General features: G+C 65.3%; 23 protein-coding genes and 1 tRNA gene. 14 read left to right on the forward strand and 10 right to left on the reverse strand.

Annotated features, from left to right (window positions below; all coding sequences use genetic code 11):
- Positions 1-80: 80 nt before the first annotated feature.
- Positions 81-1,187, reverse strand: coding sequence for a PucR family transcriptional regulator (locus ACH34T_RS20615; protein ID WP_395993803.1), 1,107 nt, complete (start codon positions 1,185-1,187; stop codon positions 81-83).
- A 120-nt stretch (positions 1,188-1,307) separates the two neighbouring features.
- Between ACH34T_RS20615 and ACH34T_RS20620 the strand changes: the two genes are divergently transcribed.
- The 3 genes from ACH34T_RS20620 to ACH34T_RS20630 all read left to right on the forward strand — a co-directional run bounded on the left by ACH34T_RS20620 (position 1,308) and on the right by ACH34T_RS20630 (position 4,057).
- Positions 1,308-2,216 (forward strand): proline dehydrogenase family protein, encoded by a 909-nt coding sequence (locus ACH34T_RS20620; RefSeq protein ID WP_395993804.1) that lies wholly within the window; start codon positions 1,308-1,310, stop codon positions 2,214-2,216.
- A 17-nt stretch (positions 2,217-2,233) separates the two neighbouring features.
- Positions 2,234-3,865 (forward strand): L-glutamate gamma-semialdehyde dehydrogenase, encoded by a 1,632-nt coding sequence (pruA, locus tag ACH34T_RS20625; RefSeq protein WP_395993805.1) that lies wholly within the window; start codon positions 2,234-2,236, stop codon positions 3,863-3,865.
- 115 nt (positions 3,866-3,980) lie between these two features.
- Positions 3,981-4,057: transfer RNA gene (locus tag ACH34T_RS20630), tRNA-Met, on the forward strand.
- A gap of 133 nt (positions 4,058-4,190) precedes the next feature.
- Here the strand turns inward: ACH34T_RS20630 and ACH34T_RS20635 are convergent.
- From ACH34T_RS20635 to ACH34T_RS20660, 6 genes are all read right to left on the reverse strand, one after another.
- Positions 4,191-4,388 (reverse strand): DNA-binding protein, encoded by a 198-nt coding sequence (locus ACH34T_RS20635; protein ID WP_395993806.1) that lies wholly within the window; start codon positions 4,386-4,388, stop codon positions 4,191-4,193.
- A 205-nt stretch (positions 4,389-4,593) separates the two neighbouring features.
- The gene (locus tag ACH34T_RS20640; protein WP_395993807.1) at positions 4,594-4,935 is read right to left on the reverse strand and encodes a helix-turn-helix domain-containing protein; all 342 of its coding nucleotides are present in this window, start codon (positions 4,933-4,935) and stop codon (positions 4,594-4,596) included.
- A 127-nt stretch (positions 4,936-5,062) separates the two neighbouring features.
- A complete protein-coding gene (locus tag ACH34T_RS20645) occupies positions 5,063-6,589 on the reverse strand; it encodes a relaxase/mobilization nuclease domain-containing protein (protein WP_395993808.1) in 1,527 nt (508 codons plus the stop codon).
- Positions 6,586-7,008, reverse strand: coding sequence for a plasmid mobilization protein (locus ACH34T_RS20650; RefSeq protein ID WP_395993809.1), 423 nt, complete (start codon positions 7,006-7,008; stop codon positions 6,586-6,588). Before ACH34T_RS20650 ends, ACH34T_RS20645 begins: the two co-directional genes overlap by 4 nt.
- Before the next feature lie 473 nt (positions 7,009-7,481).
- A complete protein-coding gene (locus ACH34T_RS20655) occupies positions 7,482-12,347 on the reverse strand; it encodes a hypothetical protein (protein ID WP_395993810.1) in 4,866 nt (1,621 codons plus the stop codon).
- An 805-nt stretch (positions 12,348-13,152) separates the two neighbouring features.
- On the reverse strand, positions 13,153-13,956 hold the full coding sequence (locus ACH34T_RS20660; protein ID WP_395993811.1) for an NUDIX hydrolase: 804 nt from the start codon (positions 13,954-13,956) through the stop codon (positions 13,153-13,155).
- Positions 13,957-14,160: 204 nt separating this feature from the next.
- Here ACH34T_RS20660 and ACH34T_RS20665 point away from each other — a divergent pair, with 204 nt between their 5' ends.
- From ACH34T_RS20665 to ACH34T_RS20675, 3 genes are all read left to right on the forward strand, one after another.
- Positions 14,161-15,762, forward strand: a complete 1,602-nt coding sequence (locus ACH34T_RS20665; protein ID WP_395993812.1) for a hypothetical protein — start codon at positions 14,161-14,163, stop codon at positions 15,760-15,762.
- A 25-nt stretch (positions 15,763-15,787) separates the two neighbouring features.
- The gene (locus tag ACH34T_RS20670; protein WP_395993813.1) at positions 15,788-16,681 is read left to right on the forward strand and encodes a hypothetical protein; all 894 of its coding nucleotides are present in this window, start codon (positions 15,788-15,790) and stop codon (positions 16,679-16,681) included.
- A 139-nt stretch (positions 16,682-16,820) separates the two neighbouring features.
- Positions 16,821-17,345 (forward strand): hypothetical protein, encoded by a 525-nt coding sequence (locus ACH34T_RS20675; protein ID WP_395993814.1) that lies wholly within the window; start codon positions 16,821-16,823, stop codon positions 17,343-17,345.
- 224 nt (positions 17,346-17,569) lie between these two features.
- On the opposite strand, the gene ACH34T_RS20680 is transcribed toward ACH34T_RS20675, so the two are convergent.
- Positions 17,570-17,776, reverse strand: coding sequence for a DUF397 domain-containing protein (locus ACH34T_RS20680; protein WP_395993815.1), 207 nt, complete (start codon positions 17,774-17,776; stop codon positions 17,570-17,572).
- A gap of 108 nt (positions 17,777-17,884) precedes the next feature.
- On the opposite strand from ACH34T_RS20680, the gene ACH34T_RS20685 reads away from it, so the two are divergent.
- The 8 genes from ACH34T_RS20685 (at position 17,885) to ACH34T_RS20720 (ending at position 22,565) form a co-directional block, all read left to right on the forward strand.
- The gene (locus ACH34T_RS20685; RefSeq protein WP_395993816.1) at positions 17,885-18,121 is read left to right on the forward strand and encodes a hypothetical protein; all 237 of its coding nucleotides are present in this window, start codon (positions 17,885-17,887) and stop codon (positions 18,119-18,121) included.
- On the forward strand, positions 18,102-18,641 hold the full coding sequence (locus tag ACH34T_RS20690; RefSeq protein ID WP_395993817.1) for a DUF6879 family protein: 540 nt from the start codon (positions 18,102-18,104) through the stop codon (positions 18,639-18,641). Before ACH34T_RS20685 ends, ACH34T_RS20690 begins: the two co-directional genes overlap by 20 nt.
- A 19-nt stretch (positions 18,642-18,660) precedes the next feature.
- Positions 18,661-19,524: a helix-turn-helix domain-containing protein gene (locus ACH34T_RS20695; RefSeq protein ID WP_395993818.1), complete on the forward strand. Its 864-nt coding sequence runs from the start codon at positions 18,661-18,663 to the stop codon at positions 19,522-19,524.
- Positions 19,525-19,653: 129 nt separating this feature from the next.
- Positions 19,654-20,070: an ATP-binding protein gene (locus ACH34T_RS20700; RefSeq protein ID WP_395993819.1), complete on the forward strand. Its 417-nt coding sequence runs from the start codon at positions 19,654-19,656 to the stop codon at positions 20,068-20,070.
- Positions 20,063-20,242 (forward strand): hypothetical protein, encoded by a 180-nt coding sequence (locus ACH34T_RS20705; RefSeq protein ID WP_395993820.1) that lies wholly within the window; start codon positions 20,063-20,065, stop codon positions 20,240-20,242. Before ACH34T_RS20700 ends, ACH34T_RS20705 begins: the two co-directional genes overlap by 8 nt.
- A gap of 206 nt (positions 20,243-20,448) precedes the next feature.
- Positions 20,449-20,925, forward strand: coding sequence for a hypothetical protein (locus ACH34T_RS20710; protein ID WP_395993821.1), 477 nt, complete (start codon positions 20,449-20,451; stop codon positions 20,923-20,925).
- Positions 20,926-20,946: 21 nt separating this feature from the next.
- A complete protein-coding gene (locus ACH34T_RS20715) occupies positions 20,947-21,759 on the forward strand; it encodes a phosphotransferase family protein (RefSeq protein WP_395993822.1) in 813 nt (270 codons plus the stop codon).
- Between the two features lie 314 nt (positions 21,760-22,073).
- Positions 22,074-22,565: a hypothetical protein gene (locus ACH34T_RS20720; RefSeq protein WP_395993823.1), complete on the forward strand. Its 492-nt coding sequence runs from the start codon at positions 22,074-22,076 to the stop codon at positions 22,563-22,565.
- A gap of 405 nt (positions 22,566-22,970) precedes the next feature.
- Here the strand turns inward: ACH34T_RS20720 and ACH34T_RS20725 are convergent, their stop codons facing one another.
- Positions 22,971-23,738 carry a DUF2637 domain-containing protein gene (locus ACH34T_RS20725; RefSeq protein WP_395993824.1) on the reverse strand — a complete coding sequence of 256 codons (768 nt, stop codon included), beginning with the start codon at positions 23,736-23,738 and terminating at the stop codon, positions 22,971-22,973.
- A gap of 42 nt (positions 23,739-23,780) precedes the next feature.
- On the reverse strand, positions 23,781-25,127 hold the full coding sequence (locus ACH34T_RS20730; protein WP_395993825.1) for a tyrosine-type recombinase/integrase: 1,347 nt from the start codon (positions 25,125-25,127) through the stop codon (positions 23,781-23,783).
- Between the last annotated feature and the right edge of the window lie 76 nt (positions 25,128-25,203).

Raw genomic sequence — 25,203 nt, forward strand, 5'->3', positions numbered from 1 at the left:
CTCCGCCCCTGTCCCCCGGGGCTCCGCCCCTGTTCCCCCGCCCGCCACACTCCGCCAGCCGGGGGCTGCGGTCGTCTCGGTCAGGACGGTCTCGTGTTGGTCTGCTGGTCTAGGTGGGGGGAGAGGGTTAGGGCCAGGTGGAGGGTCAGGCGGTCTTGGCCGTTGGTGAGGGTCAGGGTCGTCAGGGCTTCTATGCGGCGTAGGCGGTGGTAGAGGGTCTGGCGGTGGATGTTCAGGGCTTGGGCTGTTTTCTGGACGTTGCCCGCCAGGTCCAGGTAGGTGCGGGCTGTTTCGGCCAGGTCCGGGTGTTCTAGGAGGCGCTCGGTGCCCTTGGTTTGGGTTGTCTGGGTCAGGGCGTCGTCGCCGGCGGTTCGGAGGAGGCGGAGGACGCCCAGGGACGTCCAGTCGCGGGTTTCACCGGGGGCGGCGGTGCGGGCGGCGACGCGGGCGCGGAGCCAGCCCTCGTGGACGTGGTCGAGGGTCGGGCAGGGGGAGTAGACGCCTGCTTGGACGGGTGCGTTGCGCTCCTCCAGGAGGTGGCGGGCCCGGTCGACGGTCGTGCGGGCGGATGGTCGGGGAAGGACCAGGACGTGGTCGCGCTGCCAGACCGTTGTCAGGGCGGAGTGGGGGAGCAGCCAAGGGTTGAGGGGTTCAGGGCTCGGGGTTCGTAGGACGGCGACGGTGAAGGGTGGTTCGGGGGCTGCGGCCTCTGCGAGTTCTGTCGCTGCCTGGGTGCGGGTGTCGGGGTGGGCGGAGAGGAGGTCGGCGACCTTCCAGCCGAGGTCGTCGCGTTCCCTGGCCTGGCGGGCCATGAGGAGGGCGGCGCGTTCGCAGAGCGGCATGGCGTGGGCGGCCTGGGTGTGCGTGATGCGCTCCTGGTCGTCCAGCAGCCAGAGGTAGCCGTAGGTGACGTTGTTCCAGCGGACGGGCAGGCACAGGCGGCCGAGCTGGCCGACGGAGGTGTCGGCGGGGATGCGGACGGGTCCGGTCGCGCGGGCGATGCCGTGCCGTTCGAAGCGGGTGCGGACGGCGGCGGTGGCGCGGCGGTGCAGGATCGAGTCCATCCGGACGGGGTCGATCGTGTCGCCGTGGGGTGCGTAGGCGACGAGGTGGAAGTCGCGGTCCTCCAGGGTGGCGGGGGCGCGGAGCAGGTCGGCCGCGTGTTCCGCGATCTCCTGAAGGTCCACTGGGCTTCCTCGTTGTGCGTTTGTATGGAGATCAGAGGTGCTGAAAGTTACATTTGACTATACGAGGTCGGGGGTGGGCGCTCCTAACGTGCGAGGTGTTCCTCGTCGTGGGAGGTTCCGATGCTCAGTCCTCTGCTTCTCGCCGCCGCGCGCAGCAGGCGCATGCGCGGTGTCGTCACGTCCATGCCGTTGACCAGGGGAGTCGTCGACCGGTTCGTCGCGGGGGAGGACCTCGGCGCGGCGCTCGGCGTGGTGCGGACGCTCGGCGCGCACGGCCTGCGGGTCACCCTCGATCATCTCGGTGAGGACACCAGGGAGCGGAGCCAGGCCGAGGACACGCGGGACGCCTACCTGGAGCTGTTCTCCGCTTTCGCCGAGCACGGGCTCGCGGGCGGGGCGGACGCGTCGGTGAAGCTGTCGGCGCTCGGACAGGCCTTGCCCGGGGACCTCGCGCTCGACCACGCGCGGGACATCTGCGCCGCGGCCGGACGCGTCGGCATGACCGTCACGCTCGACATGGAAGACCACACGACTGTGGACTCCACGCTGGAAATCCTCGGGAAACTGCGCGTCGACTTTCCATGGGTGGGCGTCGCCATTCAGGCGATGCTGCGGCGCACCGAGGGCGACCTGCGGGAACTGGTCGAGGACGGGTCGCGCGTGCGGCTGGTGAAGGGCGCCTATGCAGAGCCCGCGTCGGTCGCATTCCAGAGCAAGCGTGAGGTTGACCGCGCCTATGTGCGGGGGCTGCGGACGCTCATGCGCGGCGACGGATATCCGATGGTGGGCAGTCACGACCCGCGGATCATCGAGATCGCGCTGGCGCTGGCCGCCGGGAGGTCGCCGTCCTCGTACGAGTTCCAGATGCTGTACGGGATCCGGACGGCCGAGCAGCGGCGCCTCGCCGAAGCCCATCAGATGCGCGTGTACGTCCCGTACGGGGCCGACTGGTACGGCTACTTCATGCGGCGGCTCGCCGAGCGGCCCGCCAACCTCGTGTTCTTTCTTCGTTCGTTCGTTTCCCGCTGAGCAGGAGGGTTCCCCTTATGGACGCCGTGACCAACGTTCCGACGCCGGTGAACGAGCCGGTGCGCGGGTACGCCCCCGGCAGCGCCGAGCGGGCCAGGCTGGAGGCGAAGCTCGCCGAACTGACCGCGGCGGCGCCGAGCGACCTGCCCATGACGATCGGCGGACACCGCCGGCTGGGGGCGGGCGCGAAGGTCGCCGTCGTCCAGCCGCACCGGCACGCGTCCGTCCTCGGGACGTTCGGGACCGCGACCGAGGACGACGCGCGCGACGCGATCGCCGCCGCGCTCGACGCCGCCCCCGCCTGGCGGGCGCTGACGTTCGACGACCGCGCCGCGATCTTCCTGCGGGCCGCCGACCTGCTGGCCGGGCCCTGGCGGGAGACGCTGCTGGCGGCGACGATGCTCGGGCAGTCCAAGACCGTCCAGCAGGCGGAGATCGACAGCCCCTGCGAGCTGGTCGACTTCTGGCGGTTCAACGTGCACTTCGCCCGCCGGATCCTCGCCGAGCAGCCGATCAGCAGCCCCGGCGTGTGGAACCGGTCCGACCACCGGCCGCTGGAAGGGTTCGTCTACGCGATCACCCCGTTCAACTTCACCGCGATCGCCGCGAACCTGCCGACCGCGCCCGCGCTGATGGGCAACGTCGTCGTGTGGAAGCCGTCGCCTACGCAGACGTACTCCGCTGTTCTGCTCATGCGGCTGCTGGAGGAGGCCGGGCTGCCGCCCGGCGTCATCAACCTCGTGACGGGCGACGGCCTCGCTGTCTCGGACGTCGCGCTCCAGCATCCTGATCTTGCGGGGATTCATTTCACCGGGTCCACCGCCACGTTCAAGCACCTGTGGAAGACCGTCGGGGCCAACCTCGACAAGTTCCGCGGCTACCCGCGCCTCGTCGGCGAGACGGGCGGCAAGGACTTCATCGTCGCGCACCCGTCCGCCGACCCGGCCGTGCTGAAGACGGCGCTCGTGCGCGGGGCGTTCGAGTACCAGGGGCAGAAGTGCTCGGCGGCGTCCCGGGCCTACATCCCGCGGTCGATCTGGGACGGCGGATTCAAGGACGACCTCGTCGCCGAAGTCGACGGGCTCACCATGGGAGACGTCGCCGACCTGTCCAACTTCATGGGCGCGCTCATCGACGAGCGGGCCTTCGCCAAGAACAAGGCCGCCATCGAGCGGGCCAAGGCCGACCCCGACGTCGACATCGTCGCCGGCGGGACCTGCGACGACTCGGTCGGATACTTCGTCCGGCCCACCGTCCTCGTCTCCGGCGACCCCGGCAACGACATCTTCCGCACCGAGTACTTCGGCCCGATCATCGGCGTCCACGTGTACGACGACGACCAGTACGAGGACGTGCTCGCGCAAATGGAATCCGTCGCCGCGTACGCGCTGACCGGCGCCGTCATCGCGGACGACCGCGCCGCCGCCGCGCACACCGCCGAAGTGCTCAGGTACGCGGCCGGAAACTTCTACATCAACGACAAGCCCACCGGGGCCGTCGTCGGGCAGCAGCCGTTCGGCGGCGCGCGGGCGTCCGGCACCAACGACAAGGCCGGATCCGTCTTCAACCTGCTGCGCTGGACGTCGCCGCGCTCCATCAAGGAGACGTTCGTCCCGCCGACCGACTACCGCTACCCGCACATGGGCTGAACCGCCGCTCCACCCGTGGCCGGGACGCGCGCCCAGCCACAGGCGAACGACCTCCCCGTCCCCACCCGAACCGGTTTGCGCAACCACCCCCCGCCCCATACAGTTAACCCATCACCGCGGGGTGGAGCAGTTCGGTAGCTCGCTGGGCTCATAACCCAGAGGTCGCAGGTTCAAATCCTGCCCCCGCTACCAAGTATTCACAGGTCAGGGCCCGGTTCTCAAGATCGAGAACACGGGCCCTTGATCGTTTGTCCGTGGTTCGTCCGTGGCACTGAGAGCCACGAGGTGACCGCATCCGGCCTTAAAAGATCTTCTTGGGCACAGGTCAGGACGCGTTCACGCCGAGCGCCCTGTGCAGGTCGATGGTCAGCACACGGTAGTTCCGGCCAACCTTGGTGATCTTGCAGGGGAACTGACCCTCGCGGGCGAGCCGGTATGCCTTGGCACGGCCGAACCCGAACGCCTGCCCGGCGGTGACGACGTCCACGGTCGCCGGCAGGGCACGCAGGCGCTCAATACTCATCGGTTCCATCTCGATGATCGTCTTTCTGGGTGGATCGGACGAGGACTGTGACGCGGGCGTTGCTCCGCGGCGGCACCGATGTGTGCCCAGCCGCGTCGCGGGTGTGTGGACGGCCGCTCGGAGCCTGAGTTTGGGTCTGCGGCGTTGTGCGGCGTGGCGCCGTCCTAGGGAAGCGGCTGTGATGGATGCGGATCTGGCGCCTTGCTCATGTCATCGGTCGAGGGACTCCTTTCACGGTGGGTCTGCCCCGCTGCAGCCGGGTGGGGCCCCGTTGAGGTACCCCCTTGCGGATGTCGTGGGGGAAATCCACGGCGGCGGGGTCGACCGGGGGCTCGTCGGTGCCGTCATCGGCGACAGGGTGGTAGCTGGCGATGGCTGCCACGACTGCGCGGTAGGAGAAGCGCCAGTCTTTGCCGATGCGCATGCCGGGGATGTCGCCGCGGCTCGCGGCCTTGCGGATGGTCGGCGGCGCAATGCGGATCTTGGCGGAGAGCTCCTCGGTAGTGAGGATGTCGGGGTCCGGCTTGTAGCCGGTGCTGTCGGCCATGATCGGTACCTTCTCCCGCTCGGGGGGACGCCGCCGTTCCGCTACCTCTACTGACCATGGTGCACGACTAAGGCATTTTTGCGCTCTTTGAGTCGACCTAGTGTGTATTGGAACTTGGTGAGGCGGTTTAGTTCGTATTTCGTCCGTGACCGGTGTCAGGGCTTGGCGGCTGGGGCCGAGCGTGCGGTGTTGGCCTGCGCGGTCGGCGTGGGGGAGTTGAGTAGCGCGGTGGGAGAGGGACGGCAGGGAAGTCGCCGGCCGCGAGGGCGGCCGCAGTGTCCGGTCGGGAACGTGCCGGCGTTACTCGATGCGACTGGACCGGTGTTGCCCGTAGGGCGGTGAGACGGTCGGCCGCGTGGCGGGCTGCGGTGGCCTGGTGAGCATGCAGTAGGTCAGCGATGGTCTGCACGAGGTCGATCAGGGCGGCGAGCAGGTGAAGTAGCGCAATGGCGGGGTCGGGGTGTCGGTGACGCGCAGCATCGAGCGCATGGATCCGCGCTGCCTGTCGGAGGGCGTACCCGTAACGGGTCGGTGTCGGGGTACGTAGGTACGGCTGGCGGGCCACGCGGTCGAACAGATCGGCTGCCTGCCCCAGACCTGGGTCATCGAAGACACGCGCAGCCAGATGCAGCGTGTCGGCAGTAGCGCGGTTCAGATCGGCGCGTACCTGTGCGTTACGGGTATTCAGGTAGACCCGGCGAGCCGCGGCGACGGCCATGTTCAGCTCTTTGTACCACTCGCCGGTGTCCTGGCTGTGGGTTGCGTGACCTGTGGGGGCGGGAGTTGCGCGCTGGGTGTTGCCTAGGGGCGGGGTATAGCGGCGGCGTAGTTGCGGGATGGTCAGATCTGGGGCGAGTTTCCCGCCGGAGAACCAGATCGGGTTCCCGTCGCGGTCAGTGTGGCCATGCAGCGCGACGGCGTACCCGGTCACCGAACCCGGATCACGTGAGCTGTACCGGACGCGGACTGTCACTCGCCGGTTAGTATCCAGGTCGGTGAGGAAGCCCTCGACCGAGGAAGTACCCGCAACGGTCTGGGAGACCAGGCGTCGCAGGGTCGTCCGTGGCGGCTCGCGTCGGCCCGTCCGGCCAGCGTGCTCGGTCTCGGCTCGGGTCGGCCGGGGCGCTGCGGTGCGATCGGCCGGGGCGGTGACCGTCAGGCCGAAGCGCTGCTCAATCGCCCGGCAGGCCGCGCGAACTTTGTAATGGTCGCCGTGAATGCTGACCCATCGGCTGTCCTCGCGGGCCAGGGTCACGACGAGATGGACGTGGTCAGGAGCGTGGCGGACCGCCACCCACCGGCACGCCCCGTCGTCGTCCCGAGGTGCCAGCCCAGTGCGGTGCATCAGCTCCTCAGCGATCTCGGCCCACTCATCGTCGGACAGCACCCGGTCACCGGGGGCCGTGCGCATTCCGCAGTGCCACACCGGCTGCACGAACCCCTTGCGTGGTTGCGCGTCCAACGGGGAGTTGAGCAGCGCGGCCAAGCGCCGCACGTCCCGTCTCTCGTCGTGGGCCATCGGCGGCTCCAGCGCGGCCGGATGCCGAAACCCAGCCACCACGTGCGGATCGTCGTGTTCGTTGGCCCGCCCCGGCCCGAACAAGTAGGCCAGCAACCCGGCCACCCGCCGCCCCCGGGTCACCTTGCCGATCATCGCAGTCTGCGCCCGATCCGGATCGCAATGTCATCCACCCGCTGTACCGCGCGAATACATACCTCGGCGTACCGTTCCATATTCCCTGGTATCTGCCCGGTCGCGTGCATTTCCCGGACAACCTGATTGAAGTTCACCCCCATACGGTTCATCGCCCGGGTGGCGGCGTTCAAGTCCGAATGCAGCTCACGCAACACCGAATCAACAGGCCTCGACTCGTCGCGCGCAGCGGCCACCGCCGCCCGCGCCACGAACGCGCCATAGGCCAGCCCCTGCCGTTTCGCCGCGCCCACAATCTCAGCTTCCTCGGCCTGGTTGACCCGGAACCGCATCACCTTCAACCGTGCCTGCCCTTGCCGTGGCCGGCGCTGCAAGCCCCGGCCAGGTGCGTCCTCGCCGTCCTGCGCAACCTCACTCATCCCGCCTCCTAGCCAGGACCGCGCCCGGTCCCACACCACCAGTGTGCATTCTGGATTCCGCCAAATCCAGAATTGTGGCCACAAGCCTTATAACTTGCTCTCCGCTCAGTGGTGCGCCGAGTGATTACCTCGATCAGCGCGTTATCGGGGTTAATGGACCGTGTGTCGTTGTGCTTTTCGGTACCGTAAAGGCTCAGTCTCTGACTACGTGTTCGGGTCTCGGAAGCGGCTCGTACGAAGACGTGTCAGCGCAGGGGGCCGGCGTGTGAGACCGTCAGGGGCCAACTCCTGGCTTCGAGCTACCGAGGGTCCTTCAGCGCAGGTTTGATCATGTCGATGACCGGGGTGTTTCGAGGCGTGAGGTCGGGCCGGAGAATTCGATGGCAGCTCGGGCGGGGGAGTCCGGCCCGGTCACCTGACACACCGAACGCACCCGTCGGTGGCCACGGCTGCATGTTGGGACAGTTATCGCTTCAGCGAAACATGTCCTCTAGACGTTCGGCGAACTGGATAGCCTCATCCCAGCCCTGGCGGACGAACGTTTCAAGCAGCGTTCTCACCGCGGTCATACACTTTGGACTTCTGACGATCAACTCGCGGTGATCAGCGAGGTAGCGTTGTATAAGCTGAAGCACTGCGCTAAGAGCCAATGGCTCTCGCGCATAGTGGGCGTCCCTTCCAGCCGCTCGGACGGCCACGAGGAGCGCCCGCTCGGGTGCATGGAAGCTGATGTGATCTAGTGTTTTTATAATATGATGAGTAACGCTGGGATGGTGTACAACGCTGTAGCCCTCCAGCAATGGGAAAGCTTGTTCGGCGAACGCTTTCTGCATTTGGGTGGCCTGATCTTCCTGAGGCTCATCGCTATTAGTTGCACCGCTCGCATAATAGATGTTCTGAACGACGCTATTGGCGATCTTCACTGCATTGGTCGCTCGTTCTGTGTTCGGGGCAACTGCCGTATTCTCCTCAGTCCATGCCTCTCCGACTGCATAGAGGGGGAGCTTGAGCAAAGCAAAAGTCCGCTGTTGTGATACTGAGGAGTTTGTATCCTCTGGATTTAGGAAGCGCCGCAGCCCAGCCGGAACCCACTCCGTTCGACGAGGAATTTCCAATGGGCAGGATAGCCAAGACTGTAGAGTGCTGTGGGCGTAGGGCGTTCCATATTCAGCAGCCATAATGATGAGCAATTTTACGATCACCTCAGCGCGGCCTTCGTCGCTGAGGTCTGTGTCGCCGATCGGGTCTGCTGCGATGATTGCCCATTGGGGCTTGGTGGCGATGCGCCGGAGAATCTCATCAACCTCGAGGGGGTAGGCGCCGCGATACCCGCTGAGCAGTGACACCAGCATCGCCTGTACCTGCGAGTCCGTTTCAGAGCTTAGCCGCACCTCGAGGTCCTCAAGGGCCGCCTCTTCTCCAAAAAGGAATGGAATTGCTTCCGCGCATAGCATTCGGTAGAGCGCATTGGGCGAGCTAAGGAAGGGGATGACGGCTGCCGATAGTTCGTCGTGAAGCTCAGCTAGCCATTCAGGCCTCCTCGCGAGAGTAGTGACGCCCGACACGGCTTCCGAGGTGATCGTGGCACCCCATGCGCGCCACCCAGATTCAACCTCGTCCTCCTGGGGAGGGTTCGTCGCTGATGGCAGCGCCGCCTGGAGAACAGCCAGGACGTCGCGCCCTAAAGGCTGCCCAGGCTGAATGAGCGCACTATGCGTAAGTTGCCGCGCTCCTCGGACCAGCAGAAAACGATCTTCTTCTGCGGTTGTCTCAGACGCATGGGTCAAGAGCTGTTGTCGCAGGGCCGACCAACTTTCGGCAAGCTTCTCATACCCAACCGCACGGGTAGCCGGGTCATGGTCGCTTGTTTTCTCGAACGCCTCAGCAACATCGGCAGAAGGGCTCTCACCTGCGCCATCGCCGTCATCCCGTGGTTCCCTTGCTAGCCAAGACGGTGAGTCATCTATAAGGTCACTGTCTGCGTGGCCACGAGAGAGCCGCCGGTCAACCCGGTCGCTACTGGCTAGCTCCTCTAGGTGCCGGAGCGCGTCAGGTTCGCTGACCTTCCTAAGATCGAGTGCACCTAGAAGCGCATCGCGTTGGCCGCGCTGCCACTCCTGCCTGCGGGGGTCGTCAACCTCGTCGGCTTCTAGGTTCGTAGCGGTCAGGATGGCGGCCTCGAGCCGACGGTGAATCGCAATGTCAAGTTCTGGCGATAGGCGAGCGGTCACGAGCCCCGCTGCGCCTCGGGTCTGGCCTCGTTCGAAGATGCCGGTCTCCAGCGTCGGAACAAGCAGGCGCGCGAGAGCCGGTGACTCGGCGTTGGCCGCCTGCATCAGGAGACGCTCCCAGACCTCGCCATGCGACAAGGTGGAGATCAAGAGATGGACAACCCGGCGAAGCACCTGCAGGTCGGCGCTGCCGTCTTCTTCAGCGTTAGCCAGGCCCGAGCTCGTATGCTCAGCCCTCGCCTGAAGCTCAGCGATCACGGAGTCGACAGCCGTGTCCAACTCGGAGTGCCCTCCCGCGTACCGCAGGTTATCGCCGTAGCGAATGCGTGGCCTTCGGCCAGTATCAGTACTGCGGTCGTACTGGAACATCCGCGGTACTTCCACAATCCGTATAAGCATCCGAAATGCAGCCTCAAGATCGGCAGATGCGACCTCGGGAAGTTCCTTGCAAACACTCCAACGGAGCTGATTCAGGTCTTGCTGGAGATTGCTGGTTAGCCCGAGAATCTGACTATCCGAAATGTTGGTAACCTGCTGCCGGTCTTCCTCGTACTCCCAGGGTGCTGCAGCGATCTCAACAGCGAGTTCTACATTTCTTCTGGCGATATTCGGCAGGCACTCGATGAGCACTCTGCCTATCTCGAAACCCCATGCCCGCAGCACTTCATGCGAAATTACGATACGCACGATCTGCTCGCAAGCAGTTCCGTCGAGAGAGATGGCGCGAGCGAGAGGCCATGCAAGCATCTTCCCAATTCGTGCTCGGTCAGGATCGTTGATGTCCTCCAAGGCCACGGTCATGCAGTCAACGACGACCTGCATCCAATGGTCACTCGTTTCCGTGTCAGGCCAGGATGCTCCCTGGCCAGTCGCCCGTCTGAGTAGCTGAGCGGCGTCCAACGCAAGGGAGACGTCGTCGGTAGCGCGAGCCGCACGGGCGAGGTTTCCAACGAATGGCGAGAATGCCCTAAACAGGCTGGGCTGCAAATCCGAGTTGGCTATCGCGGCCGCGACCAAGAACGCCATGCGGCGAGCGTTAAACTCCGGGTTCTCACGGGCTCCCGTGGCAGGGGTGCACAAGCATGCTTCCGCGAGACCAGCCAGTTCATCAGGTGAACAAAGTTCGCGGCTACATACGGTGGCCGCCGCAGCGGCGGCTAGGTGATGCCCTGATGCCTCGGCATTGAGCCTGAGGGCGAGCCGCCAGAACTCCTGCCTTGTCGGGTCATTTCGCCAGGCGATGGCCAGCCGGTAGTCCAAGCTGGGCCGCAGGAGCAGTGCCAAGTTAGGCTCGGCGTCCAACTGCTCTGCAAGACTCTCTGCGCAGGAGGTGTCGCCGAGCGACAAAATGCTCGCCGCAAAGTCGAAAAGCACTGGATGGCTGAATGCGATCGGCGGCTGCGGCAGGCCGATTGCCTGCGGCAAGTCACGGAGAACGCCGTCGCTCACCAAGTCCTGCAAAACAGCGGTATCAGAGTGAGGCAGGTGAGCGACCTGCTGTCGGCGATCAGCGATCATCTGTGCAACGACCTGTGTGAGTGTCGAGGCTCGTTCCCACGGATCCCTGCCACCTTCAACTACCCGCACCCGCCAGTACCGGTCGAGCAAGTCAAGCCGGTTGCGAATGCTGCTGGGCTCGAGGAGGGCGCCGTCAGCCAGCAGTTGCGAGGCGATGTCCAAGTTGAATGGATTACTCAAGAGTCGCCGCATCCTGCTTCCGGCGGCTCGGAGAAGGTCGGCAAGCGCGGGGCTTTGTTGCAGAAGGCTCTCCAGCTCCCCTGGCGGCAGGTCCTCGACCAGAAGGTGGCGGACGCGCTGAAGCGAGGAATCAGAATGAGCAGGGTCGACGGGCGCACCGCGGAACATCGCACGCCATTTGTGGCCGTTGCGCAGGTCGAAGCGCCGGACGGTGGCGACGATCTCCCAGCGGCTGCCTGCAAGCTGCTTGGCCAGCGTTGGCAGCCACTGCGATGCATTCTCCCCACGGGTCTGGTCCAGGCCATCCAGCAGGAACCTGCCGGGACGAGTGCCCGGCCAGCCCAGCAGAATGTCCCTGAGGTCGTGTTCGAGGTTCAGCTCCGTGCGGGTCTGGCCAGCGGACGGTCTCAGCTGCTCGGCGCTGAGAAGGACCACGTCGTTTCCCTGATCGATCAGGTCGGCGGCCAACTGGCAGAGAAGTGCCGTCTTGCCCGTACCAGGCTCACCGGTCAGCGCGAAGCTGCCCTCCGCGGCGTGCAAGGTCGGTCCCACTTCTCGCTCAAGCGTCAGACCTCCTTCGGGAGTCGTGAGGGTGAGGGCACTCCCGAGCACCGCCATGTTGTTCCTGGTGGCTTCCCGTAGGCGAGCGATGTCCCTCCGCAACCGAGTGACCGGCCTGAGGTGGAAGGGTCGTTCTTCAAGCTCGGCCACAAGCGCGTCGCGGCCAACCCATCTTTGGCCCTCCCCGAGTTCGTGGCCGGTGGCGACCAGCGCCTCCCAGAGGTCGCGCGCCTGATCCTGGTCGACCAGCATGTCGCTGAGCATCACCTGAACCCTTTGATATTCCAGGCCATCGTCGCGCAGGTTCAGGGCACGGACGACAAGGGGGCGGAGGAGACGCCGCAGGGCGGCGTCATCGGCTGGCCTGCCCTTGCGTTCCTCCCACAACCGCCGAAGATGGGCGAGAAGCACACTGAGGGCGTCGCGCTCGGGTTTGTTGGTAGCAGCTTCCTCTAGAGGAACCGCCTCAGGATGGGTGCGCAGGCGATCCGTCACTCTAGCCAGGTGATCCCTGACGGTGGCCGGCGCGTGCTCATCACCAAGCAACAGCACCCGGTCGAGATTCCGGTCAAGGGACCGCAGCATGTGCTGATTCGGCGGTGAGCTGGGAACCTCGCCGATCACGGCATCCACGAGTTGCCGCAGTGCCTCAGCCAGCGCGCCATCTTCAGCCCTAGTGAGCTGAAGCCTCTTCTTCGCTTGGACCATCAGCCAACCGCCCGCATCTGTGACCGCGCCGACGTCGTCGACGGGCCGCGCAGTCTGACTGCCAACGCCGACTACACGATGGCCGAAGGCCCAGCCAGGCAGTCGATCCTCAGTCAGTAGGTGCGCCGCGAACCAGGCCAAGCAGCGATCCTCATGACCGACACCCCCCGAGGTTCCGGCCCCACCCGTCGATGACCGCGTCACTGCTTCATACCTCCCCGCTACCTCCTCTCTATCATTGCTAAATCAGTCAGGCGGCGGAGGCGAGACGCGCGAGTAGGACCGAAGATCGCCCAAGGGCTGTGGCCGCAGCCGCCACGGCTGGGCTGCCTCTTGAAACCGACCCTAAGACTTGCTTCAGTAGAGAGACAGAGTTTGCAGCTTGCGTGGCACGGAGAGGGCCACGTCGGCCACCATCGGAGCTGGAGGGCTAGGCGGCCAGCGTGCGTAACCGCGCGTAGTAAGTTTGGCCGAGTTCAGTGGGATCCGAGAGAGAATTAGGTAGCTGCGGACAAGCGCGGAGATGACCGTCCGTCCGCCAAAGAGCCTCGGACAGTGTGCCTCCTAGGTTGGTTCTCAACAGCTGACGTCCGGAAGTTAGGTCGACGACGGTCAGACGTCCGAGATCGGTCACGCCGACGAGCAGATCGTCTTGCAAACGCCCTCGAACTCGCGCTGCATACGTCCGCTCATGGCCGTACAGGCCAAGAGAGAGCCACACGACTAGCGTGGGCAGCCGCAATGAGAGCGACGGCCCGAGCGCCTGGACCGAGCCTTGCCGGGCACCGGTCCTGAGGCAATAAAACAAGTAGCCGCGAAGGGCGCCCTAGCTTTTTCCTCACAGCCTCGTCAGATCCCACAGCGCCCGCCAGTGAGACGAGGTGGCCTAGGTCGGCTTGGGGCCTTGGTATCGCGGCTGGCGGCAAGCGCTTTGCGCCGCCATCAGTCAGGAGCTGGCCCCCCCCGAGTCCTCGCCCGAGCAGTGGGGCGCTCCCAGGAGGGCAGGTGCTGTCGGCCTGTCGGCCGTGTTCTCTCCCGAGCTTGGCATCTGGCTGGTACGCAGCAGGGGCGGGGAGAGGGCTTCTGCGGTTCCGCGGCGGTACAGGAGGGCCGGGCGGCCGATCTGGGGGACGTAGCGCTGATCGGTCGGTTCGAGGAAGCCTTCGGTTCGGGTGACCTTCCGGCGGAAGTTGCTGGGATCGAGTTTGAAACCCCATACGGCCTCGTAGATGTGGCGCAACTCGCTGATGGTGAAGGGCTCGGTGCAGAAGGCGGCGGCCACAGTGGTGTGCTCCAGCTGGGATCGTGCGCGTTCGAGCCCGTCGCGGAGGATCGCCTGATGGTCGAAGGCCAGTTGGCGGGTGAGTGCGTCTGATACCGGAGCCCAGTAGGCCGCTGCGGCGTCCGTGCCGCCGACCGGAATGGGCATATTGGGCCCGAGAGCGAGAAAGGCGACGGTGATGACCCGGCCCCGTGGATCACGTTGGGGGTCGCTGTAGGCACGTAGTTGCTCCAGATAGAGACTGCACGTGTCCAGGTCGGTCTCTTCGTGGAGTTCGCGTAGCGCAGCCTCCTCCAAGGTCTCGCCCTTGTCGATGTAACCGCCGGGGAGGGCGGGGTATCCGCGGTAGGGCTGGATACCTCGATCGATCAACAGCACCTGATGGTCGCCGTCGCGGACGGTGAAGATCACCAGATCCACGGTCACGGTGACGACCGGCGGCTTCCACTCAGCGTCCTCGATGGCCATGACTCCAATAAAAGTCATCTTGACCCAAAGGCGCAACTGACTTATGGTCAAGTTGACTTTTAAGGCTCGTCGGCTCGGGAGGCGCACATGGCCCAGATGCGAACCGATCCAAGTGATCGACGGGACACAGACGCCGTCCCGGAGGACACTGCCACCCGCCACTTGTGCATCGGTGTGTACTTGGACAGGGCCTTTCGATGGACGGTGCTCCGGCGCATCCACAACGATTCGCTCCGTGTAATCCCTCCGTCGTACGGTTTCGACCTGAAACCGGTCATCACGCACGCTTGGCGGGCGTGGATCATCGAAACCGTCCAGCGCACGGCCATCTTGGCGGTTCTTGTGGCGGTGTTCGCAGTGCACTGGGCCGCGTTCGTCACCGTCGTCGCCATCCTGGGGTTCTGGTCCATGGCCAGGATGCTGCTCAAGCACGCTCCGGTCGCGATTGCTCTGCACGTCAAGGAGAAGGCAGATGCGTGGCTGCGCCGATCCAGGTGGAAGAGCGAAGGGCTTGACCTCGAACATCAGAAGCGACTGACTGTGCTTTACCTGGTGGGCTGCACTGTCGCGGTTGTAGCACCGTCGCTGGCGGCCGGAGCCGTTGGCATGTCACCAGCGGAACTGTGGCGGCTGGCTGCCGCCCTTGTCTTAGGACTGGCCATGATCGTCGCGATCGGCGGGCTGTTCTTCCGGACTGCGATCAACGATGCCCATCACGGCGACCTGGCGAAGCTGTGCAAGACGAGTCGCAGGCAAGAAGCCATAACCCACCAGGAGCGTCCACCGTACGTGCTCTATCGCCGACCGCCATCGGTCCCCGAGGAAGCACATGATGTCTTGGAACAAGCTGGACAAGGCCTCGAAGACGATGCGGTAAGTCAGTTCGTCGGTGCAGGCAGGCTCGTCCATCGTTGGATTCCGCCGGTCACCGTTCAACTCGTACATGCGGACGGGGACGAGGACAAGCCGTTGGAGATGCGCGAGTGGGCCACGCCGCCGTTCACGACGCATGCTCTGGTGCAGCGCCTGGCCGGGGCGGTGGCACTGCTCGCGGACGAGGAGGAGGCCACTCGGGTCCCCGGGCTCACCGTGGGAGATCGGCTTTATGTAGCGGAGGCGGATGTGGAGCGCTGCCCCGCTTGGCTTTGGAAGTGTCCGAGCGATGAGGAGATCTATCGGATCATCGACGACCCTCATGGCCTAGTTCATCATTTCTTGGAAGCCAGCGTTTCGATGCGCGGCGGCGAACTGGTGACGACCGTCTTCCTGCGTACGACGGTCAAGGGCAGGACACTAAGCCTTGACTTCGCGGCTTGCGTGTTGACCCGGACACCAGACGCCTACCACTCACTCGGCGTTTACGGGCGGAGTGGTCCGGGTGCGGTCCTGCAGATGATGCTGCGCAGAGTGCGCGACCTTCCTGTAGAGGTCGCTGGTCTGTGGCGCCTGGTCGAGGTCCCCCCGCTCATCTACGGAGCCTTACGCGCCCGCACAGCCAGGAGGCCGCTGCCGCGATGCGGGGAGGTAAGCATGCGGGAGAACAAGTCAATGCCATGGGAGAAGGCCGAACTGGACCAGCCCATGATCCACGACTACATCAAGATCATTCAAGAGCGGCTGCTGGCGACCGCTGAGGACTTCCTGTCCGCGCACAAGGTCGACACCTCGAACTTCCGCAGGCAGGCGCAGCAGATCATTAACCAGGGTGTGCTCAACATGGGCCGCGGCTCCGTCGAGGTCAACCAGTCAGCGGTAGGTCCTGGCGCGCGATGGCACGACGAGCGCGAAATACCCGGTGACTTGTAGCTCAGCCAGAACCGAGGAGCTCGCAATGAACCCGAACATCACCAACAGCGGCATCATCACCAACAAGGGCCAGACGAAGGTCAACCAATCCGCCATTGGTCCCGGTGCACAGGTCACCCTTGGCCGGTTCGCTGAGTCCACCGCCGCTCGTCCCACAGGCGTCGGCGTGATCACCGTGCTCAGTGAGGAGGCCAACGCCGTCCGCGAGGTGCTCGGCCTGCACCGCGTCCGCAAGGGCGAACTCCCCTTCATGGAGGGAAACGTGGACGTACGTGGCCGTGACATTCACATCGCTGCGATCCGCACATTGAAGATGGGGCCACGGTCGACCATGGCCACTTTCCAGCAACTCCGCGACCACTACTCACCCACGGTGATCGCCCTGACCGGTATTGGCGGCGGCATCCACTCCGACGCAGCGATCGGCGACGTGGTCATCACCAACCGCGTTGTCTACTACGACCAGCGGCGAGAGACTCCAGACGGGCCGCGGTACCGAGGCGACGCACTGGAAGCGCCCGCCGCGATCGGGCATGCCCTGAACTCCTACTTCACCGACTACGGTGAACCTGCCGTCCTCGACGACGAAGAGACGGGAGACCAGTACCGCGTCCACACCGGACCCATCGGCTCAGGCGACGCGTTGATCACCGATTCGGACTCCCACATCATCCGCTATCTGACCGGCTTCAACGAGCACACCCGCGCCATCGACATGGAGGGCGCTGGCCTCTCCGAGGCCTTCCACGAGCAGACTGGCAAGTCAGCCGTGCGGGGCTGGGTGGTTGTCCGAGGAATTTCCGACGACGCCAGTGAGCACAGGAGCTACGACCATCACCAACTCGCCGCACAACGCGCGGCAAAAGTACTGAAGACACTCCTTCCATACCTGCCCATCGATGATGACACTCACGGCTGAACCAGTGGCCGTGGAATCCTTCGCGCTGGCTGTAGCGAGTTCTCTGTTGGTTGCAGGTCTCACTGTTCTCTGTGTCCGAACCGTGTCCATCTGCTCACGCGCTTGGGTGATCTTGCTGTCCCGGCTTACAGGACTCGGCGTGTTGCGTGTCGCGCCACGGCAACAGCATGCCGCCCGGCAGATCAAGGCCGAGTTGAGCCGCGCCAGGTGGGTGTGCGTGCTGACCGGCCGCGGTAACGAACTGACCCGCGACACCTTCGCCCCCGTCTGGGAGGACGCGGGTCAGCGGCTCGAATCTGTCCAAATCCTCCTACCGGACAGTGAGCTGGGCCCTTCCTCATGGCTGAGCCGACGCGAAGAGGACGTGCGACGCATTGACCCCGGCTTCTCCTGCGGCCTGCTCGCCGAGCAAATCCGCCTCAACGCTGCCTACATCCGCGAAATCGCGCGCCACCGCCGCGCTATCGAGTTGAGGTTCTACGACCTGCCCCACCTCCACCGCCTCGTCATCACTGACCAAGCCGCTTACGTCACCATCTACTCGCCCACCGAACATGGCCGCAACTGCCCCACAGTCCTCGCACGTCGGCCTGGGTTGATGTATGACTACGCGCTCCTTCTCTTCCAAACCGCTTGGGCCTCCAGCCAACCCACGAACACCTGAGGCGCGACGGTCGGTAGAACTCGTGCATGGATAGTTGCCTCGTCGTCTCCCACGTCACCGGCGACAGGCGCCCCGATCTCACCACCCGGGGTGGCGGACGTCTACTGGAACACTTAAATCCAGCGACGCTCCGCACCCGCATCCAGATCCAACTCTTTTCCCAGGGCCTTGTTTTGTCCTTTCCAGCCTTACGTATGTCGCCGGCCGGGGGTTGGGCGCCAGGGTTAGAGGTCGAGTACGCCGGTCTTGATCTGGGTGAGGAGAGTCGCCAGCGCCGTGTGGGTCAGGGGTAGGCGCGGGCCGTCTGGGTCTTTGGAGTCTCGGATGCCGATGGCTCCAGCTTCGAGTGTGGCTATCTGGACGCAGTTGCCTTCCCTGGTGTAGGTCGACGTTCTCCACAGCACGCTCTTCGACGTCCTTGCGGTGTCCATGCGCGGACGTTAGCCCGTTGCGGGACCCCTTGACCAGAGTCGCTTGGGCAGGAGAGCCTTGTAGGTGAGGTGCCTCTCTTCGCCTCACCATCGATGACGGAGGCCGTCATGGCGCTACGGTTGCTGGCGATCGACCCGGACACGCAGGGCGGAAACTGCCTGGCTGTCCACCTCGATGAGGACACCGGCGACATCCTCTTCCAGGGCTGGACCGAGGCCGCTCCGCAGGTGCTCGCCGAGGCCGAGAAGAACAGTCCTCTCGCACCTCACGAGAGCCTGGTGAGGTTCCCGGCCTGGATGCGGGAGACCATCTTGGAGGCGCTACGTGACGACGCCGAGACCTGACGATCTCGACGCAGAGGACTTCGCTGCACTGTTCGCGATGGTGCGACGGACGGCGGTTCACCTCGAACTGAGGGACGCCTACACGCCCGATGACCCGCTGTTCCTGTGCTGGCTGGACGGTCACGTGACCTCTGCCGACATCGCTGAGCATGAGCACGAGTGGGCCGAGATCGTGCGGACTGCGGTGGGACGCGGCGTCACTATGCGTCGTGTCCGGGTCGTCTCTGAGCCTCTGGCCCCGTTCACCCGATTCGAGTACGACGGGGCCGGCGCGCTCAATGAGGCGGCTGGCGAGCAGGTCCGTTGGCTGCCTCGTCGGCAGGCTGGCGGCCTGTGCCTGCCCGCCAATGACTATTGGGTGTTGGACGATCGTCTCGTCCGATTCGGCTACTTCTCCGGCGTCGGGGACTACATGGGCGCGGAGTTGACCGACGATCCGGCTGTGGCGGAGCAGTGCGGTAGCGCTTTCGAGGCAGCATGGAAGCGAGCGATTCCGCATAAGGACTACCGCCCGCATTAGCCGATTCGACACTGACACCGTGCCTTCACCTCAGTACCCGGCCGTTCAAGCGGCTCGGCAGGCCCTCGCCGACCGCCTGCGCGAGATCCGCCTGAACTCCGGGATTAAGACCAAGTACCTTGCCGAAGCCGCCGGATGGGACAGGTGGAAGGTCGGCAAGATCGAGCACGCTCAGCGAGCGCCAACCGTCGCCGATATCAGGGCTTGGTGTCGCATCTGTGACGCCGAGGACCAGTGCGAAGACCTCATAGCGGCTCTGCAGTCCGCGGACTCCGCCTATGCGACCTGGAAGCGGCTCCAGCGGGGTAAAGGCGGCCTGAGGAGGCTCCAGGAGAGCCGCCTTGCCCTGTACGAGGGGGCCTCTACCGACTGGACGTACTGTTCTCAGGTCGTGCCTGGCCTCCTCCAGACTCGGGATTACGTCACTGAGTTGCTTACTCTCATCTCTCGCCGATCAGGCGGGCCCGACGACGACGTACCAGGAGCGGCTGCTGCTCGCATTGACCGGCAGCGTGTTCTGTGGCGGCCTGGTCGCAAGTTCTTGTTCCTGATGGAAGAGGCAGCGCTGTACTACCGCTTCGGCGAACCACAGGTAATGGTCAACCAACTCTCGCACCTGGCCAACATCACGGCGTCCGCCATTCCGTCGGTGGCGCTGGGAGTGCTCCCCTTCTCACGCCCGCGTTCTCAGTGGGTGTTGGAGAACTTCACCGTGTTCGACGGCAACAAGGTGGAGGTAGAGATCCTGTCTGCCCTGGTCACCATCACGGTGCCGGGTGAGGTCTCCCTGTATCTGGCTGCGTTCGAAGATCTTTACCGCTCGGCTGTCTTTGGGGATGAGGCGGGGAGGCTGATCGAGGCAGCGACCGATACCTACCGCTGAGGTTGTCTGCCTCCTTTTGCCTCTCTTCTGGTGCGGAACCCTCGCTGCGAGTCAGTGTCGTGTGACACGAGGTCCATCGGCTGGCGTGGCACAGCAGGACGGGGCCCGGTACCGACTCGGGAGTCACCGATGACGACAGCAGCGCAAGAGACCCGGAAGATCCTGATGGATCACGAGTTCCTCTCGACACCGGCCACAGTGGGCATCGCCCGCCGTGCGGCGGTGCGCGCTCTCGTCGTGTGGGGGCTTTCCGAGAGACAGGCGGAAGACTTCGAGTTGGTGGTGTCCGAGCTGGTGACGAACGCGGTCGCTCAGGCACGTCACAAGAGGATCCGGGTGCGGATCTGCGAAGAGGTCGTGAACACACTCACCGTCGAGGTCTGGGACTCCGTCCGGGCCTCGCCCCGGTGCAAGTCTCTAGAGCTCGACGCCGAGAACGGACGTGGGCTCTTCATCGTGGAGAGGCTGGCTGCCCACGCCGGCTGGCGGCTCGCCGGCGAAGGCAAGTGGGTCTTCGCCGTTCTGGAGGTACGCCCCTATGCCTGAAAGCACCGCCGTCGTCGCGGGCGAAACCCTCGTCTCTGTTCAGGCCGCCTTGGAGATCGCCCATGGCGCCTACGAACAGGCGATGGTGCAGCACGGCATGTTGCCCGCCTCCATCAGGGCCATCCGAGAGCTGGCCGAACAGAACATCCAGGAGTTGGAGAACGAGGAGTAGCTCTCCAACGACACCTTGGGGCTCACGGCGATGGACCACGAACTGGTTCCCCGCCCCCGTCTGAGCTGATCGCCGTGAGCCTCTGCGCGTGGCGTCCCGGCGGTCGATGCCGTGGACGGGCGCCCCCTGAACTCCGCGGCCTGGGTTAGCTGGCGCGCACCCAGGCCGCGGGGCACCACACGTTAAGCGCGCCGCTGGAGGTCACGATGACCATCACCACCGAACGGGCGGCCGCGGTCGCCAAGGGCCCGCGCGACCTAGTGACGCTGGAGCAGTTCCAAGTCATGGTCGACGACGTGGTGGCCTTCGACAAGGTCACCCGTCCTTACGCCGAGGCGGGCGTCGAGCAGTTCCTGGTCTTTCTCAAGGCGTGGGGCGACACCATGGCCGAGGTCGGCGGCGACCCGCGCGCCTGGGTGAAGTTTGCGCCGTCGCCCGCCGTCGACAAGGTCTGGCACCGCTCGATGATGCGCACCCGCACCTTCGCCGAGGTGTGTGACCGGGTCGCGGGCCGGTACATGCACCACCTGCCGATCATGGACGAGGACATCCGTTCCGGGCAGGCGTCCGAGCGTGGCCTGGCGGCGATGCGCGCCACCGGGTACCGCGTCGATCTGGAATGGTGGATGGACGGCGAGTCCTGCTGCCCGGAGAACTGCGCGCAGCCTCCGCACACGGCCTGATCCGACCACGGGGATTGATCAATGCGTAGCGACTGGTCCGACCTGCCGGCTGAGGTGCTCGGGGCGATCACGGCGCACACCGGGCCGATCCACAGGATCGAGCCTTCGTCCGCTGGCAACCACGCGGACATTGCCGCGACCGTCCACGCTGGTGGTGGGCGGTTGTTCGTCAAGGCCGCCCGCAAGACCGAGCCGGACACCGATGGTCCGGAGGTCCGATCCCTGCGCTGGGAAGCGGCGATCAATCCCCACGTCACCGAGTACGCCCCCCGCCTTCACTGGACGGTGGAGGTCGGGGGGTGGCTCGTCTTGGCCTTCGAGCACGTCCAGGCTCGCCACGCCGACTATTCGCCGGGTTCGGCGGACCTGGACATCTTGACGAAAGTCATCGACAGCCTCCAGGCTCACCCGGTCCCGTCGGTGCTCGAACGCAAGCGCGTCGAGCGACGCTGGGAGGCGATGGCCGACGTCACCATGCTTGCTGGCGACACGTTGCTGCACGCCGATCTGAACCCCGCCAACGTCCTGCTCGGTGACGACGGATCGGTCTGCCTAGTGGACTGGACGTTCGCTGGCCGTGGTGCCGCGTTCCTGGAGCTGGCTTTGCTCGTTCCCTGGCTGCTGAAGGCCGGGCACACGCCAGTCGAGGCGGAGGCATGGCTCTCCCGATTCCCCGTGTGGACGAACACCGACCAGGCAGCCATCGATTTGTTCAGCCGAGTCTTCGCCGACAAATGGAAGCTCAACCTTGCCGCCAATGACGCGGAGTGGGCGAGAGAGCACGCCGACGCCGCCTGGCAGTGGGCTGATCACCGGCTGGAGGATGGGCGGTAACGACGTAGGCGCGGACGCGCCCATGACCGGGCAGGGCGCATGGGGGCGTTGCCGCCACAATTCCTCACGATGCTGGGCCTGGTTCCAATGGCCTGAGCCATCGACAGGATGGACGATCCCAGTCGCCGGCGCGGCTTCGCGTCCTTCTGAGGCGCTGTCATGCTCTTCGTTGGTTGAGCTAATTGGCGGGCTCGTGGGCTGATCTGACTTGCTGCGGAGTTGAGTGAGCTGGGTTGTGAGGTCGCGGACGCGGTCCTAGAGGGCCCGTTGGTCGGAGGCAAGGGCGTCCATGCTGCTTCGGCGCGCTGCGCGCGGTGGCGTGCTTCTTCCAGGGCGGTGGTCAGTTCGGTGATGCGCTGCTCGTTAACGTTTCGCAGTTCGGTCAGGTGCGCGGCGGCCTCGGCGCGGACTCTGTCGGTTTCGGCCTTCGCTTCGGCTTCGCCTTGGCGGGCTTGAGCGATCGCGTTGTCGGCGTCTTGTACGGCTTGGGCGGTTCGCTGTTCTGCCCTATGGCTGGCCTGCTCGGCTTGTTGGCGGGCCTGGTGGGCTGCGTCGCGCTGGGCGGAGAGTTCTGTAGCGGCCTCGCGCGCCTTCTCGGCGGCTTCTTCGGCCTGGTGGCGGCGTTGGGTTTGGCGGGCGAGAGCTTCTTGGGTCTGCGCAATCTGCTGGGTCGTCTCGGCGCGGATGGCTTGGATCTCGACTTCGGCGGTTTCGGTGTTGGTGATGTGTTCCATCGCGGTCTGGAACTCGGCGAGGTTGTCGGCCAGCGCGGTCGCGAGGGCTTGCACCTGGTCTCGAACCCGTGAGGCTGTGGTGACCGAGTCGGTGAATGGCCTCTCAGGGACTGGGCGACCGCTGGTCGAGGTGGTGCCGGATGGAAGGTGGCGGGCTTTGTGCGCCGTGGCAGGGGTGTGAAGGAGGCGGCCGTCGGCGTCGGTCAGGTCGCAGTAGCGAGGTTTGTTGCCTGATCCGGGCTTGCCTGGTCGGCGGGGGCGGGTGCACCCGGGAAATGTGCAGGTCGGTGTTCCCGCGTCGGTATCGGAGCCAGTTGAAGGCGCACTGGTAGGTGTGGTGGGTGACTTCGGCGATCCACTCAGTCCATCATCCATTTCATTCATTCCATTTCGTTTTACGCCATGGCGAAACGATTTCAGGGCCTGGCCGCCGTCGGAGGCGACGCGCCAGACAGGGCCGGTGCGTCACGGGGCTGGTCATGCCGGTGGTTCTGAGAGGTGAGCTTGGACCTGTTGGGCTTTGGCTTGTCCGATGTGGAGGGCTTGGCGGAGAGCGCGGATGCTCGGCCGGCGTCCTGCGGCAATGTCGTCGGCGAACAGTTCGCGTGCCTGAACCACCAGCGCATGGGTGGCGGGGTCGTGCCCAATGCGTGGGCTGGGTTCCGGTTCGGGTACGGCGGGTACGTGCGGGTGCGGCTCGGGTATGGGGTCGTTCGGTGGCGTGTTGCCGGGTGTGTGGCCGCCTCGGATGAGTGTCATCAGTAGTTCGTAGATGAGGACGAGTGCGAGAGCGGGCCAGCCGGCGATGATGGCACCGATCGGGCCGTGTGTGATGCCGTGGGCGATGTTGGCCAGCACGCTGGCGGTGATGCCCAGGCCGAGTGTCCATCGGGCCAGGTTGGGGATTCTGTGGCCGCGGCGGGTGGCGTCCAGCATGGTCATGGAGGCGGCGAAGATCAGCCCGTCGACAGTGATGGGCATGACCACGGCGGTCGCGTGGTCTTCGCCGTTGGCACGGATGAGTTCGTACGCGTGCCGGTAGGACACGTAGGCGGCCACGGCCGCGACCGCGATGACCACGGTGGTCGTCGAGACCCGGATCATCCGGTCGCCGACCGGCACGCGGTGCCTGGTTGCGGGATTGTGCGTCCAGCCTGAAACGCGGCGGGCGTTGTCGTACTCGCTGTGCTCGTCCGTTGGGCTGGCGGCGTGGTCAGGTCGTTGGTGTCGGAGCGCGATCGTCATCAGATGCCAGTTGTCTCGTCGATACGCATGTGAGGGACGGTGCTAGCGGGCGGCTCGGCTGCGGGTCTTGGCCATGGCGTCTAGGGCGGTCTCGTCGGCGTCGGGGAGGGTGTGCAGGTAGCGCCCGGTGGTGGCGATCGAGCCGTGTCCGAGGCGCTCCTTGACTACTTGGAGGTCGGCGCCACCGGCCAAGAGCCAGGACGCGTGCGCGTGGCGCATGTCCCGCATCGTTGGCTTGAAGTCCAGCCCGGCGGCGGTCACGGCGGGGACCCAGATCTGCCGCCGAAACCAGTCGCGGGAGATGTGCCCGTCGGCGTCGGTCGCTCGCGTGCGGGGTTTTCGTGGCTGGTCCTTGCCCGTGGTGCGGCGCTTGGCGCGGTAGAGGGCGAAGGCGGCTCGGCAGTTTTCGCAGCGGCAAGGGGCGGCGTTGTAAGCCGACAAGGTGCCGTGCTTGTAGCGGCGGCCCTTGGCGTTCGGCTCGGTCCACCCCAGTTCGTCGCGGTCAGGTACGACGCGTAGCTGCGGTCTGGTTGATGCGCGTTCGGTGACGGAGAACAGCAGGTCGTCGGACTTCAGGCCATGTGAGGTGATGTGTTGGGAGAGCTTGTCGACGATCTGGGTGCTGAGCTTGAAGCGGCGGAAGTCGTGGTCCTTGGGGTAGTCCTTGACCTCGAACCGCTCTCCATTGGGGTGGAACTTGGGGTTCAGCTCGACCACGGTGCGACTGACGGTCAGGATCCGGAATCGGACGTTGAGGTCGCGGACGCGAAGCTCGGCCAGTTCGCCCCAGCGCAGGCCGCTTTCGATCTCGGTCTCGGCTAGCAACCGGAAGTCCTCCGTGGGCAGGTGGTGGTACAGGTCGTCGAACTGCTCGGGGGTGATGATCTGCAACGGCTTGCGCGGTACCGGCGGGGTCTTGACGCCGTGGCAGGCATTGAGGAAGACGACCTGATCGTCCAGCGCGGTGGCCAGGATCGACGACAGGATCATCTTGTTGTGCCGGATCGTGGCAGGGGTGATGCCCTGCTGCTTGAGCTTGGTGATCCACTCGCGGACGTGTTCGGGCAGGATGTCGATCATCCGCATATCGCCGAACTCGGGCATGACGTGCTTGTAGATGGAGTAGGTGTAGCCCTCGCGGGTGCTGTGCTCCATCTGGTGGTGCGGCAGCCAGGTCTTCTCGACGTACTTGCGGAACTTCTGGCGGCCACGGGCGGGGTCACCCACGCGGCCCTCGGCGAGCTTAGTCTCGGCGGCCTGCCAGGCTCGGTCGGCGGCCTTCTTGTTGGAGAAGGTGCCCGCCGAGCGCAGCCGTCCGCGGACGTCGGTGTAGCAAGCGGTGTAGCGGTACTTGCCGGCTTTGTTGCGGCGCTTTTTCGCGTATCCCACGGCGGGGGGCTCCCGGGTCAGTTCTTCGTCCGTGATTCGTCCGCGGACAAGGCGCTACCAATGAGCACTGGCGGAC

It is taken from the genome of Actinomadura sp. 9N215 (assembly GCF_044326345.1).
GTDB lineage: Bacteria > Actinomycetota > Actinomycetes > Streptosporangiales > Streptosporangiaceae > Spirillospora.

Bases quoted from the DNA above. Each gene is read 5' to 3' on its own strand.
- ACH34T_RS20620 (WP_395993804.1), top strand. From the start codon at position 1,308: ATGCTCAGTCCTCTGCTTCTCGCCGCCGCGCGCAGCAGGCGCATGCGC.
- pruA (WP_395993805.1), top strand. From the start codon at position 2,234: ATGGACGCCGTGACCAACGTTCCGACGCCGGTGAACGAGCCGGTGCGC.
- ACH34T_RS20635 (WP_395993806.1), bottom strand. From the start codon at position 4,388: ATGAGTATTGAGCGCCTGCGTGCCCTGCCGGCGACCGTGGACGTCGTC.
- ACH34T_RS20640 (WP_395993807.1), bottom strand. From the start codon at position 4,935: ATGGCCGACAGCACCGGCTACAAGCCGGACCCCGACATCCTCACTACC.
- ACH34T_RS20645 (WP_395993808.1), bottom strand. From the start codon at position 6,589: ATGATCGGCAAGGTGACCCGGGGGCGGCGGGTGGCCGGGTTGCTGGCC.
- ACH34T_RS20650 (WP_395993809.1), bottom strand. From the start codon at position 7,008: ATGAGTGAGGTTGCGCAGGACGGCGAGGACGCACCTGGCCGGGGCTTG.
- ACH34T_RS20660 (WP_395993811.1), bottom strand. From the start codon at position 13,956: ATGGCCATCGAGGACGCTGAGTGGAAGCCGCCGGTCGTCACCGTGACC.
- ACH34T_RS20670 (WP_395993813.1), top strand. From the start codon at position 15,788: ATGAACCCGAACATCACCAACAGCGGCATCATCACCAACAAGGGCCAG.
- ACH34T_RS20680 (WP_395993815.1), bottom strand. From the start codon at position 17,776: ATGGACACCGCAAGGACGTCGAAGAGCGTGCTGTGGAGAACGTCGACC.
- ACH34T_RS20685 (WP_395993816.1), top strand. From the start codon at position 17,885: ATGGCGCTACGGTTGCTGGCGATCGACCCGGACACGCAGGGCGGAAAC.
- ACH34T_RS20700 (WP_395993819.1), top strand. From the start codon at position 19,654: ATGACGACAGCAGCGCAAGAGACCCGGAAGATCCTGATGGATCACGAG.
- ACH34T_RS20705 (WP_395993820.1), top strand. From the start codon at position 20,063: ATGCCTGAAAGCACCGCCGTCGTCGCGGGCGAAACCCTCGTCTCTGTT.
- ACH34T_RS20710 (WP_395993821.1), top strand. From the start codon at position 20,449: ATGACCATCACCACCGAACGGGCGGCCGCGGTCGCCAAGGGCCCGCGC.
- ACH34T_RS20715 (WP_395993822.1), top strand. From the start codon at position 20,947: ATGCGTAGCGACTGGTCCGACCTGCCGGCTGAGGTGCTCGGGGCGATC.
- ACH34T_RS20725 (WP_395993824.1), bottom strand. From the start codon at position 23,738: ATGACGATCGCGCTCCGACACCAACGACCTGACCACGCCGCCAGCCCA.